This window comes from Chitinophagaceae bacterium, from assembly GCA_016710165.1.
In the GTDB taxonomy this organism is placed as follows: Bacteria; Bacteroidota; Bacteroidia; order Chitinophagales; family Chitinophagaceae; genus Ferruginibacter.
This window is the reverse complement of the sequence record JADJLJ010000001.1, coordinates 99623-113369: the sequence shown is the minus strand read 5'-3', so window position 1 is coordinate 113369 and position 13747 is coordinate 99623. Positions and strand designations below refer to the sequence as shown.

Genomic DNA, 13747 nt, shown 5'->3' with positions numbered 1-13747 from the left:
CCACGGCGATGGAGACTATTTAATAAAGCCCTTTTGTAAAACAATTCCATCAATATGCACTACGAGGCTGTACATTCCAGCGGCTAAATTACCAATACTGATAACATTTATCATTAAGGTAGATGCCGTGGTTTTCATAACCACCTTACCACTGTAATCAATAATTGATACAATCGCTTTTTTATTCGTTGGTAATCCGGTTATTACAAATTGAAGCATATCATTGAATACCGGGTTGGTAGAAATTGCTAAGGCCGGGGAGGATTTTATAAAATTTAACCGGATTGTATTGGAGTAAGATTGCTGACCATCCATATCCACCATTTTGAGCCGGTAAAGAACAAAAGCAGTATTACTCACCAAGGGAATATCTGCAAAACTATATTTGGCAGTCGTATTTATCTTTTTGGCTGCAACGATTCCCTTACTGATCCACCCGCCGGTTTCAATACTTTGCTGTTCAATTTCATAATGCCGAAGGTTTAATTCCTGTTCACTTTCCCATATCAGGATCACCTCATTGTTCTGTTTGTAACCACTGAAGTATGCCAGTTTTACAGGCAATACCTGGTTGCCAAACTGTGCCCTTATTTCACCACTCGGGAAAGTTGTACTGTGGATATTTGTATAAGTAAATCCAAGTATCATTGAATCAGCAACAGAAGCCGACACCACCCCATTCCCTGAAATAACGCCGGCTGTGACCCCGGTCACCATCGACAGGCTAAGTACCACCGGTCCATTTTCTCCGGCTGAGCCTCGGTGAATATGTGATGCGGTGGGCGATGTTGCAAAGCCGCTAAAATTCCCTGTAAGGAATACCTCTCGCGAGGACCTGTCCAGCAGGGCGATTACACTACCCGCTGCTCTAGAAGAGTTTGGAGGACTCTCCTGTGAACCTGAAAACTTACCGGCTAAATAATAAGTCTGGTTCGCCGATGTACTGGTAAGCTGGCCCCTTATTTCACCAGCAGGAAATGTAGCGCTGTGTACATTTACATACATCAAGCCCGCTAAAAGATCTGCTTCCTGCCCGGTCGTTAAAGTTACATTGGTACTCAGAGTACCTAAAGTGCTGCCCGTATTGGACAAAGTAAATAACACGCCTGCATTTGTACCTGGAGGAGCAGGCGAATGAATATGGGAACCTGTAATAGGGCTTGATAAGTTTTGATAATCGCCTTTTAACTCCAGCGATTTTAAAGTTTTATTATACTTCACTATCACCGTGCCTTTTGCTAAAGAAGCATTGGGAGGTACCTCCTGACTACCCTGTAAAATAGCTTTCAGGTAAACCAGTTGTGATTCAGCAATCAATTGTCCCCTGATTTCACCACCCGGGTAGGCAGAACTGTGAATATTTACATATGTGTTACCAGCCAGCATCTGCGCTTGATTTCCGGGTGTTATCGCAGATGCAACATGAATCGTTCCACTTGTGCCGGATGTAAAAACTAACGGAATGATAACTGGGCCGGTTTCATTGGGAGCCGCTGCATAAATATGAGCAGAAGATATATTGGAAATTAGCCCGCTAAAACTACCGGTTAAATAAACCATGCCGGTTGTTTTGTCTATCAGCAGGGTTGCGTTTCCTATGGCCACGGATGCAGTCGGTGGCACTTCCTGGGCACCTTGTATCCTGGCTGTTAAATGATCTGTTTGGCCAGTGGTAGTAGTGGTAAGCTGCCCCCTTATTTCACCACCCGGGAAAATACTGCTTAGTACATTCACATACATATTACCACCCAACAGATCGGTTTCCTGTGCTACAGTCAAAGTTCCTGAACCGGATATCGTGCCGCTGATACCACCGGTGTTCGTCAGTGTAATGAGTACCGGGGCATTTGAACCCGGAGCTGCCGGAGAGTGAATGTGCGAAGCTGTTGCAATGGCCGAAAGGTTCTGGTAATCGCCAATTAATTTAAGCAAGCGGGTTGACGGGTCGTAAATGACAATGGCTATGCCGTTTGCGGTAGAAGCATTTGATGGCACTTCCTGGCTGCCATCCAGTTCAGCTTTTAAATAGATTACCTGTGAGTGTGCCGCTATTGAAAATAATAGGAAGAAGGAGAAGGCAGTAAATCGTTTCATCGTGCATTATTTTATGTGGTAACCAATAAAATAAGTAAAAGGAATTTCTTGAACTTCTTATCTGCATATTTATTTCGTAACTAATACAAGCCGGAATTAGTCTTTTTTTCCTTCCCCTTTTATAAAACAGACAATGCTGACCTTTTTTAGTTGATAGAACTGCGCCTTGCTGATCAGTTAATCAAAATGCAGCAATTAAAATCAGCAATACTAAGGATGCCTGTTTCATATAAGCAATTTTAATCCCGTCTTCCTCTATGCTGAGCTGATAATCAGGATGTGCATTACAGGAATATTACTTTTAAAAGAACGCTACCGAAATCTATTCACACACACTTTTTTTTAATACGCAGGATTCTTGCCTAAATATCAAGTTAAGGTTTTTAGCAGATTCAAACAAGGATATTCTTATTACCAATTTATGATTCTGATCATTAAAGGAGGAAGAAATAAATTGGGTTCATTATGGCATTCTCTGACGGCGCAACTACTAAAAACGGGACCTTAGTTCTACCTTAGCCTGGTTCTTTTACTCCGCGGGGTTTTCGCAAGCAAATTTTTATTTTCCAAAATACACTCTATCCGAAATCCCTATGCCCAGGAATTCCGTCTTTGACCAACGGCGTTTTGATGAAATGCCTTTAATTTTATATGCCGGGATCATGCTGCCCGTTGGTCGGAGACCAGACGGGGGCGCATGCTGAGTGGGAACACCCACAACAGTGAAGAGATGGAGCAACTTGTCAGTGCCGGCAATTTTTTTTACTTCACGAGTTTCACATTAATTGCATTGGATCCACGTGGCCCCATTTCAATTTCAAAAATCACTTTATTATTTTCTACGACCGATTCCGTTAACGCATTGATATGTACAAATACACTTTCCTGTGTTTGCTGGTCCTTTATAAAACCAAAACCTTTATCGTGATTGAAAAAACTAATGATACCGGTCCTGCTGGTTGCTGCGTCATTGGCCGGATCGTACCTGGGTACGCCGATCTCAATATCTTCTGCTTTGATGCTGATCCTTTTCCGGGGATCGGGAGGCGTATCCGACAGGTTGCCGTACTCATCCACGTAAGCGATCATGCTTGCCGGGTTATCCCCCTTGTTTGTATTTTCCCTTTGTTCCTGCTTTTTCTCTGCTTTCTCTTTCTTCTTTTGCTTTTTTTTCTTTTCCCTTTCCTTTTTATTCCATGTTTCTGCCATAGTACTACTGCCTGGTTATGTGATGATAAATGACGATGCTGTACCTGGAGAAAAAGCGCTGCTGTTTTCGGCAGATGGCTGTAAAGGTAAGCAAATGGCAGGTATTATATTGTACCCGTATTAGTGGGCTCAGCTACAGTACGTTGCCTTGCTAAGCCGCCTATCTGCGCCAGTTGGGGGCCGTCGTCCGGTGTTATCTCCCACGACTGAAGTTTGGGTTGCCTGAGTTTATCTTAAGCTCTTTTATGGCTCGCTGCCGCCGTCTGGTCTTTGACCAACGGCGTTTTTGATGAAGATGCCTTAAATTTTATATATTGGGATCATGCTGCCCGTTGGTCGGAGACCAGAGGGGGGCATGTGCGAATGGGGAACACCCACGGTGGCGAAGAAGTTTGGGTTGCTGTGAGTTTATCTTAAGCTCTTTTATGGCTCTACGCCGTTGGTCATAAGACCAAACGGCGGCGGAGACCAAAGCGAAACACCAACAGCGGCAAGAGTTGGCTTTTGGATGGTTTCTGTAACACCAACATCGGAGGAGAAATTAGTGAGAAACAAACCAAGGCATAATGATCACTTGATTGTGATTTTACATATCCTGTTGTTAAAATAGTCGGCAAAAAACAATACTCAATTGAACTGAATGTAATAGTTGGAATAATTGTACTTACCCTGCCTGAAGGGGATATCCAGCGAAGTTTACCATTCCCATCACTTAAGTATATATTGCCATTGTTATCAGATGTAATGGCAATTGGCTGATAAATATTGGCTGTTAACAAGGTTCCATCTGCACTGCCGTGTGAACCATTCCCCGCATAAGAAGTGACCACTCCTGCAGGTGTAACTTTTCTTATACGGTTATTATAATAATCGGTAACAAGGTAATTTCCTGCCTGGTCTACATTGATACCAGAAGGTGTATTGAAATAAGCGTTAGGCCCGGTACCATCAGCATAAGACTGAACACTGCCTGCAATGGTTGTAACAACTGCACCCGGGGTAATTTTTCTTATCCGGTGATTCTTGGTATCGGCAACAATCAGGTTTCCTGAAGCATCAATATCTATTCCTGCAGGTTGATAAAACCTGGCTCCTGTTCCTGTCCCATCCTGGTATCCATGCGTTGTTGGATCACCTGCAAAAACTGATACTACCCCTGCAGGAGTAATTTTGCTTATCACACTACTATTAAACTCCACTACATAAACGTTTCCTGAAGCATCAGCTACAACATCCTGCGGTAAACCAAAATCAGTATTGGGGCCCCCGGGCACTGCAGGAATTCTGCCAGGCAGTGTTGTTACCACCAGCGAAGCAGTCATCCTGCGTACTCTGTTATTGGCATAGTCTGCAATAAACAGATTGTCAGAAGCATCAAACTCAATTCCGGCCGGATGCCAGAATTGGGCTGAAGTGCCAACTCCATCCGCATTACCGGCTGTTCCCCCGGCCACAACTGTTACAACGCCTATCCAATCGTAGATAAACTCAATAGCAGACGTTGCAGACTTTGTATTCACTTTTACCTCAATAAAACCAGACCCTGCTTTAGCAGGAACTCTGACAGTAAGCATGGTAGTTGAAGCAGTAACTACCGTAGCCAGCGCACCATTGATCTTTACTATATTTTCGGAAATTAATCCGGAAAATCCTGAACCATTTATTGTTATCAGGGAATCACCCGGCGCATGCGATGTAAAAAAATTAATTACAACATTGGGTTGCTCCTGCAATACGGTTACCATAACAGGATTGGCACCTGCCGGTGAAGTATTCAGTACCAGGGATGAAGTACGTGAGTTAGTAGTTGTATTTGCAGTGGCAGAAAAATATACTTTTGTGTTGCCTGTGCCGGATGATGGTGTTACAGTTAACCATGAGGATGCACCACTCAATGTCCAGCTGGTACTAGAAGTAATATTCGCAGAATCAACCGAGGCTCCTGGGGGGAGGGGTATATTGGTTCGATCAATTCCGAGGGACTGAACAACAGTATTTTCTTGTGGATTTTTACTACAGCCCCAAAACAAGATAACACTGAAAAAGAAAGCGTTAGTTAGTATTTGTAATGCTTTCATAGATGATTTCCGGTATTCTTTAAATTACAGTTAAACTCTTTTAAAGGATAAAAGTTAGTATAAAAAGGCCGATCTCGAAAAGAGGATACCAAATCCATTTAACTGGAGAGGATTAACTATCACCGACGACTGAAGTTTAAACTTTTATAAATAATTTTCTCTTTTTATGGCTCATCGCCGGTGGTGATAATACCAGCCGGCGGCACGGAACAGACGGCCGCGTGTGCGGTTGCGCCAGTTGGCTTGCGGATGGTTTACGTAACACCAACAGCGGCGGAGATCAACTCAATTTAAACTAACCAATTCAATAAAATAACAGCAGCGGCACATATGATTATTAATACAAGAAAAATAATAACCATCGTAGGGGAAGGATTTGGATTGGGCATATTACTTTTTCTTTGCTGCTTTCTTCTTAGGCTTAGGATTCCCCGCAACAGAAGCCCCCATAATGTTGTGGAAGATACTGGAAGCGTCTTTGGCTGTCTTCTTTTTTACTGTTTTTGCCATAGTGCAAAATTACGCTAAAAGACTTTATTTAGCTGTTGCTTTTATTAAGTAAGGGTATTATTTTAGAAGGATGGATAAACTAATAATACCAACTCCCATAAAGAATATTGATAAAATTCTAACTGCTTTGTACCAAGCACAAGCCTTAATGTATGGCGACTTACAAAATAGGTCTGGGATGGTTGATGATGAAGAAACACAAAGGGCTTTAAGTAAATTACATGATGACAGATTTATAAGAAGGTTAGATCCTGGCAAGAATAACTTTGAGGAAAATATGAATCAGGGTAATTACCAAATACGATACGATGGCGTAATTCATCATTTAGAGGGTGGATATGAAGCCAAAATCAGAAAGGCTTACGCCGAAAATACGAGGTTGGAAAAGATAGAAAACGAGCAAAGGGTGAACCAAAAGTGGATGATTGTTTTAACTGTCGTTTTAACTCTGGGGACTGTTTTTCCAGCATTGTTAGCGGGAGCTGATTTATATTGGAATTATGAATGGTTTCAATCGGTTTGGTGGTGGAGGATAATTTTTCTTCAAATTCTTCTTTCTTTAGCCGTTGCCGGGGCAATAGCAATATTGTGGCGACGGATACGATGGAAGAAGTGACAATCGTAACTATTACTATCGTAGTAAAGTTATTCATGGTCTAACAGGTATATAGTTACCTGTCTCCACGAACCATTGTTTCACAATCTTGGCTTCAATAAAAGTTGCCCATAGGTATGCCGTATAAGTGAGTGACACAACGATGCCGCCATGTAAACCTACCGCTGGCACCCTACTCATCATTCTGCAGATCTTCAGCAGATCCCTCCTGTGTCGGGATGACAGCAATATTCAGCATTCTCCTGATCCGTGTTCATCTGTGCAGGAATCGGTGTTATCTGTGTTCTATCAATTCGCTTCGGGTTTTGCTCCGTTGTGTGGGATGCTTCGTACCTCAGCATGACAGAGCACTAGATCCCGATCTTCTCATTCACCAGTTTAATGATCTCCGCCTCCAGCGCAATCGCCCTGCTCTCAATCTCCTTTCCTTTGGCAATGATATCAGTTACAAAAGCCTTATCATCATACCCAGTAGCATTAATACGCACGTTCATATAAGCGCCTATTACAGCGCTTCGGGCACAAAGGGCGCCCACACCGGCATCTGTAACAGAATTGGGATTGCCCTCAATGACCATTGCCTTAATGACTTCCATGCTCTCGTAAGCTGTTTGCATCACTCTAAAAGGTATCTCAATGGCATACTTCGTGGCCTCCTGTATGGCCTGTTTGCGGGCGGCTTTTTCTTCGGGGGTTGCTTTTGGTAAAGCAAAGGCCTGCATGATCTTATTGAAGGCGGCGGTATCGGCATCCACCAGTTTCACCAGTTCATTCTTATAGTACTCCCCTTTTTCGGCCCAGTCACTGAATTCCTTCCAGCGATCATCCCATCCCTTCTTGTGGCTGCTTAAATTGGCTACCATGGTACCCAGGGAAATACCCAATGCACCCACGTAAGCAGAGATGGATCCACCACCCGGAGCCGGGCTTTCACTCGCTGTTTCGTTGGCAAAATCGGTAAGCGTCATGCTTACCAGGCGGTTACTTTTTTTATCGTTGAGCATATATTCAATGATTCTTTCTTCGGGCTTAAAAGGCCCCAGCTCATCCAGTCCCATACTTTTGATGGCGATCTTTATCAGTTCCTTTTCACTCACACCGGTGCTGCGTTTCTGTTTCTGCAAAAAATATTTACCGGCATCCAGCATGGCCTTTAAAGGGATGAGTCCCACCAGTTCGCTGCCCGTGACCCGGATGCCCCTGGTAGTTGCCTTGCTGCATACTTCATCAAACGCCAGATGCACGGGCGTGATGTTGATATTGGTGAGGTTCATGGAGATCTGCGCCACGCCATATTCTTCAATATACCAGCCGATCGCTTTTACTGATTTCAAGGTTCCTGGCTGGTTTATTTTCTTTCCATCCACTTCAATATTCCGTCCGGCTTCCCGTACGTCAAAGGCAATGGCATTTGCCCGGCGGGTGGAAGTTGTATTGAGGTTGATATTATACGCTACCAGAAAATCCCGGGCGCCGATGACCGTCCCGCCTCTGGCGGGATCAAACTCCGCTGGACCAAAATCGGGTTTCCACTCCGGCTGTTTTATTTTTTTGAAAAAGCCTTCGTATTCGCCGGCACGTATCACCGATAAGTTGTTGCGTTCCTTGTTGGGCTGTGCGGCTTCGTATAAATAAACAGGAATGTTCAGCTCTTCTCCCACCCTTTTGGCAAGCTGCTGTGCAAACTTCGCCGTTTCTTCCATGCTGATGTTGGCAATGGGTATCAGCGGACAAACATCCGTAGCCCCCATGCGGGGATGCTCGCCCTTGTGCTTGCTCATATCGATGAGCTCCCCTGCTTTTTTGATGGCACGGTAAGCGGCTTCAATAACAGCAGCGGGCTGGCCTACCATGGTAACAACGGTGCGGTTGGTGGCTTTACCGGGGTCAACATTCAGTAAGCGTACACCTTCAACCGATTCAATTTCGTTGGTTACCTGTTTGATGATGTTGAGGTCATTTCCTTCGGAGAAATTGGGGACACACTCTATTAGCTGCATTTTTTTATTTTAAAATTAAAGAAATTTATCCGCAAAGAACGCAAAGATAGGCGCAAAGGACACTAAGTTTTCTTTGCGGACCTTGCGTTCTTTCTCTGCGTTCTTTGCGGTTAAAAGCCACTGCCATCCAAATCATATCCCGGCATGATAAAAATCTGCTGCAAATATTTTAATAAACCGCATTTTTGCAGTACTAATATAACAACCAATGATTCATCCCTACAATTACGTTACCCCACAGGAAGCCCTGTCCATTATTGAAAGCAATAGCCGTGTGTTCATCCACGGCAGCGTTTGTACCCCCATCTACCTCCTGCAGGCACTGGCCAAAGAAAAAGACAGGCTGCGGAACGTGGAGCTGGTCTCCATTACCCTGAAAGGAGATATTGAGATCGACAAGCCGGAATACACGGATAGTTTTCACATAAATTCCCTTTTTGTGTCGGCCCCCATCCGCAATGCAGTTGCAGAAGGCCGGGCCGATTTTATTCCCGTTTTTTTAAGTGATATCCCCTACCTCTTCAAGAGCAAGACCCTGGAACTGGATACCGCCATCGTGCAGGTATCGCCGCCCGACAGGCATGGCTACTGCTCCCTGGGCGTTTCCGTGGATATTGCCCGTGCTGCGGTTGACAATGCCAAACAAACCATCGCCCTGGTAAATCCCTCCATGCCCCGTACGCATGGCGACGGCATGATCCATACCGACCGGTTCACCAAAATGGTATTTCACGATTCGCCCTTGCCCGAAGAGAATTACAGCAGCAAAGTGGGCAAGAACGAAATGCTGATCGGTAAACATATTGCCGATATGATCGACGACGGCAGTACCCTGCAGATGGGCATCGGCACCATACCCGATGCGGTGCTGAGTTTTTTAGACAACCACAAAAACCTGGGCGTGCATACCGAAATGCTCAGCGACGGAATCATCGACCTGGTGGAAAAAGACGTGATCAACAACAAGTGCAAATACAAACATCCCAATAAGACCATCACTTCCTTTGCCATCGGCAGCCGCAAACTGTATGACTATGTAAACGATAATTCCTCTTTCAACTTCCTGGATATTGAATACGTGAACAACCCGCATGTGATACGGCAGAACCAGAAAGTGATCGCCATCAACAGCGCCATTGAAGTGGACCTTACCGGCCAGGTATGTGCAGACAGCATCGGCGAGCTGCAGTACAGCGGCATCGGCGGGCAGCTTGATTTCATGCGGGGCGCTGCATTGAGCGTGGGTGGTAAACCCATCATTGCACTCAACAGCCGCACAAATAAAGGCGTGCCACGTATCGTTCCCTGTTTAAAGGAAGGCGCCGGCGTGGTTACTACCCGGGGCCATGTGCATTACGTGGTCACCGAATACGGCGTCGCGTTTTTGTTTGGAAAGAACCTCCGGCAGCGGGCAAAACTGCTTATCGATATTGCCCACCCCGATGACCGGGAGATGCTGATGAAGTATTGTTTTGAGCGGTTTAAGGTTTTTATTAAAGATTAAATAACCGCAAAGACGCGGAGGCGCAAAGAAAATTCAGCGCCTTGGCGTCTTCGCGGTAAAAATTACTCAAATACTTTCTTCATTAAACCGGTGGTCCTGGGCATACCTGGCTCCTTACAGGCACAGGTATATTCATACCCTATCTTATCATACGCTTTTGAGATGATGGTGCTGCTGACCGTATGATTGTATTTTCTCATGGCCTTGCTGTTGGTGCCTACCTGCTCCAATTGGTACTCGCAGTCGCTTTTCCAGGTGATGCGGAAGTTGACCCATACACCCGTGGCCTGGTTGGTCTCCACCTGGAAATTCTTTTTCCGTTTTACCATGATCACATTGTTGGCTGAATCGGTGTAGGTGAATTTACCCTTATGATACTGGGCGCAGTTGTTTTCCTGAGAATACAGGTTACCGGAAAGGATAATTAAGGAGAAAATGAAAATGGTCAATCTCATAACCAATATCTTAAGATTTTTGCCGGGAAGACGATAAGACGTAAATACCAAAAAAATCATACACGCCTTCCCGGCTTACCGGCTATATAAACTCCCCGTTGATCATCACTTTATCGATCAGATCCGTTCCGAATGAATAAGGCAGGTATGCCAGTGAAGGAATGGGTTTTGTAAAAATGAGGTTTGCTTTCTTGCCAACCGTTATGCTTCCCAGTTCTTTTTCCAGTTCCATAGCATAGGCCCCGTTGAGGGTAGCGGCGTTGATGGCTTCCTGCGGCAGCATTTTCATCTGGATGCAGCTTAAAGCGATCACAAAATTCATATTCCCGCTGGGCGATGAGCCGGGGTTGTAATCGGAGGCCAGGGCAATGGCCGTGCCGGCATCTATCAACTGCCGGGCAGGCTGGTACTGCATGTGCAGGAAGAACGCAGCAGTAGGCAATAAAGTGCCGATGGTACCGGAAGCGCTTAGTGATCTTACATCAGCATCTGTCATCGTTTCCAGGTGATCAACAGATAAGGCATTTAACTTAATGGCCGTTTCAACACCGCCGATGCTGGTCAACTGGTTGACGTGGAGTTTGGGCTTCAGGCCATAGTTCATTCCTGCCTTGCAGATGGTTTCCATTTCCTGCGGGGAAAAGAAACCGGTCTCACAGAACACGTCAATATAGTCTGCCAGTTTTTCCTGTGCTATTACCGGCAGCATTTCGTTGATGATGCTGTTGATATAACCGGCGTGGTCCTCTTTGTACGCAACCGGGTACGTATGTGCACCCAAAAATGTTGACCGGACAGAAAGCGATGACCGCTCTTTTAATTTTTTGATCACCCGCAGCATCTTCAGCTCCCCTTCTACTGTTAACCCATAGCCGCTTTTTATTTCCACGGCCCCGGTACCCAGTCTGCTTATCTCTTCCAGTCGTTGCCATGCGCTGTTGAAGAGTTCATCTTCGCTGGCTGCATTTAATTTGTTGGCTGAGTTTAAGATACCGCCGCCTTTGGCTGCTATTTCTGCATAACTCATTCCTTTTATCTTGTCGATGAACTCTTCTTCCCGTGTTCTTGCAAAAACGATGTGGGTATGGCTGTCGCACCAGGCGGGTAAAACAAACTGCCCGTCAGCATCAATGATCGCTTTAGGTAACTGCGGTACTTTCAATGCCAGTTCGTACATGGCGCCGTATTGGGCAATGATACCGTCTTCGATCAGTAAGAATGCATCTTCAATTACCGGCAGTTCAGCCAATGCCTTGCCGCGAAGCAATGGATCCTGCTCCCGGGTATTTACTAATTGCTTTATGTTGGTTACTAAGGTTGTCATTTTGTTCAATGGTCAGTCGGGGCGTCAGACCAAACCTTATTTAGTTTTTGTAAATGTTGCCCTGCGGCGGATAAAATAAAATTCATTCTCCATATACCTCGCTTCCTTTACGATACTCAGGTTTGCCGGGCCGAAGACGAGGGTTTGTTTCAGGTCGGCGACCAGCTTGTTATCGAATCCCTGTTTTTCAGCTATCACCGTCAACCGGGGACCCTTCCTGCCTGTAAATACGATATCATAGAGTTCGCCGTCGATGCTGAGCTTATCTTCCTTATCTAAGATACGCAGGTAGCTTTTTTCAATGATTTCTTTACCATCCGTATCTGTGTAACTGTACTTCAATGCCATTGAATCACCGAGGTCTGTGATCTCCAGTTTTGACTGCAGGGTGGCCTGCGCATTATTCTTAGCAGGGTCTGTATATACCATTGGCCCGGCCCAATTGCCCGCAAGCAGTTTCAGTTCTTTGTTAAATACCAGTGCCCGGTTGTCCTGTGCCTGAACAGCAGTGAAAAAAAAGAAAACCAATATGCTGAAAATACTTCTCATGACCGTTTAGTTACAATGACTCATATACTGACCTGCTGAATGCTTCCAGGCCGGGATCCCTTGCCCCCATTAAAAGTAAGACAGAATTGCCGGATAAATGAGGACGTACTTTTCCAACAAATTCGTTGCGGTCATCTACAAAAAAAGCATTTTTTCCCAACGCTTTGATATCCCGGATGAGATCACCGGCGCTGATATCCTTCACGGCCGTTCCGCCTGCATAGAATATCTCGCTCATCCATATCTCATCCTGCGGCCGGAGGGCTCCGGAAATTTCCTTTACAAAATCATCCCGTAAAAAACGGGTTGGCCCGTAACCATGCGGCTGGAACCAGGCCACCACTTTTTCTGCCACTGGCTGGCATGCCCGGATGGCGGCTGCACATTTCACCGGGTTGTGGGCATAATCATCGATCACCCAAACACCGTTCTTATTTCCCAGCACCTGGTTGCGGCGGTAAATGCCTTCGTAGTGCTGCAATGCAGCTGCACAGGTTTCCAGGTCAACACCAACCTGGTTGGCAACAGCAACGGCAGCAAGGGCATTTTCCATATTATGCCGGCCGAAACTGTTTATGTTGAATATGGTGGCTTTCATGCCGGCCGGCAGGTTTTGGATCCTGAATTCAATGTGGAAGCCATCCTGTTGATAATCCCGGGCGATATACCCGGCATCGTAATCTTCATCCGCCGAAAAATCCTGCTGTATATCCTGGGAAAGCTGTTGCGCCAGTGGGTTGGATTGGTTGACGATGAATTTATTACTGTTGTTCCTGAATGTGGTGAAGATATTCATCAGCTCATCCAGTTCCTGGTGGTCTTTATCTACATTCAGTAAGAGGCCGATCTCCGGGTGATAATGCACAATGCTTCCATCACTTTCATCTGCTTCAATTACCAGCCACGCTCCTGCCCCCACTTTTGCATTGCCGATCTTTCCTTCCCGGATGATGCTCACGAGCCCGGCGCCGCTGATGATGCTGGGTTTTAAACCGGCCTTTTCCAATATATCGAACAGCATGGCGCTGGTGGTGCTTTTACCGGATGTTCCGCCCACTGCAATGGTCCTCTTGCTCCGGGCGATCAGTGCCAGCAGTTCCGACCGTTTGATGATGGGGATGTTCAGTTGTTTTGCTTTCTGTACTTCAAACACAGTATCTTCTATGGCAGTGGAAACCACAACCAGGTCCGTTCCGGTGCTGATGCCATCGCCGTTCTGCAGGAAACATTTTATTCCTTCTGCCTCCAGTTTCTCTTTTGTTTCGTTGAATTCAGCTTCCTTGAAATAGCGGTCGCTGCCGCTTACGTTCTTACCAATGCCCTGGAGGTACTGGGCAATGGCGCTCATGCCCACACCGGCCACGCCTATGAAAAAGACATTCTTAAAATCATTTATTCCTTTGATCAT

The 13747-nt window shown here is 45.6% G+C and carries 10 protein-coding genes; 2 read left to right on the top strand and 8 right to left on the bottom strand.

Annotated features, from left to right (window positions below; all coding sequences use genetic code 11):
- Positions 1–15: 15 nt before the first annotated feature.
- The 3 genes from IPJ02_00475 to IPJ02_00465 all read right to left on the bottom strand — a co-directional run bounded on the left by IPJ02_00475 (position 16) and on the right by IPJ02_00465 (position 5381).
- Complete coding sequence (locus tag IPJ02_00475; GenBank protein MBK7374082.1) at positions 16–2094, bottom strand: CHRD domain-containing protein; 2079 nt, start codon at positions 2092–2094, stop codon at positions 16–18.
- Between the two features lie 762 nt (positions 2095–2856).
- Positions 2857–3303: a cold shock domain-containing protein gene (locus IPJ02_00470; GenBank protein ID MBK7374081.1), complete on the bottom strand. Its 447-nt coding sequence runs from the start codon at positions 3301–3303 to the stop codon at positions 2857–2859.
- A gap of 443 nt (positions 3304–3746) precedes the next feature.
- Positions 3747–5381 carry an IPT/TIG domain-containing protein gene (locus tag IPJ02_00465; protein ID MBK7374080.1) on the bottom strand — a complete coding sequence of 545 codons (1635 nt, stop codon included), beginning with the start codon at positions 5379–5381 and terminating at the stop codon, positions 3747–3749.
- 580 nt (positions 5382–5961) lie between these two features.
- Here IPJ02_00465 and IPJ02_00460 point away from each other — a divergent pair.
- Positions 5962–6507, top strand: a complete 546-nt coding sequence (locus IPJ02_00460; protein MBK7374079.1) for a hypothetical protein — start codon at positions 5962–5964, stop codon at positions 6505–6507.
- A 350-nt stretch (positions 6508–6857) separates the two neighbouring features.
- Here the strand turns inward: IPJ02_00460 and ftcD are convergent, their stop codons facing one another.
- Positions 6858–8507, bottom strand: a complete 1650-nt coding sequence (gene ftcD / locus IPJ02_00455) for a glutamate formimidoyltransferase (protein ID MBK7374078.1) — start codon at positions 8505–8507, stop codon at positions 6858–6860.
- 208 nt (positions 8508–8715) lie between these two features.
- Between ftcD and IPJ02_00450 the strand changes: the two genes are divergently transcribed.
- Positions 8716–10011, top strand: a complete 1296-nt coding sequence (locus IPJ02_00450) for an acetyl-CoA hydrolase/transferase family protein (GenBank protein ID MBK7374077.1) — start codon at positions 8716–8718, stop codon at positions 10009–10011.
- Positions 10012–10073: 62 nt separating this feature from the next.
- On the opposite strand, the gene IPJ02_00445 is transcribed toward IPJ02_00450, so the two are convergent.
- The 4 genes from IPJ02_00445 to IPJ02_00430 form a co-directional block, all read right to left on the bottom strand.
- Positions 10074–10466, bottom strand: a complete 393-nt coding sequence (locus IPJ02_00445; protein ID MBK7374076.1) for a hypothetical protein — start codon at positions 10464–10466, stop codon at positions 10074–10076.
- Positions 10467–10548: 82 nt separating this feature from the next.
- On the bottom strand, positions 10549–11790 hold the full coding sequence (locus tag IPJ02_00440) for an imidazolonepropionase (protein MBK7374075.1): 1242 nt from the start codon (positions 11788–11790) through the stop codon (positions 10549–10551).
- A gap of 36 nt (positions 11791–11826) precedes the next feature.
- Positions 11827–12339, bottom strand: coding sequence for a hypothetical protein (locus IPJ02_00435; protein ID MBK7374074.1), 513 nt, complete (start codon positions 12337–12339; stop codon positions 11827–11829).
- A gap of 10 nt (positions 12340–12349) precedes the next feature.
- Complete coding sequence (locus tag IPJ02_00430) at positions 12350–13747, bottom strand: UDP-N-acetylmuramate--alanine ligase (protein MBK7374073.1); 1398 nt, start codon at positions 13745–13747, stop codon at positions 12350–12352.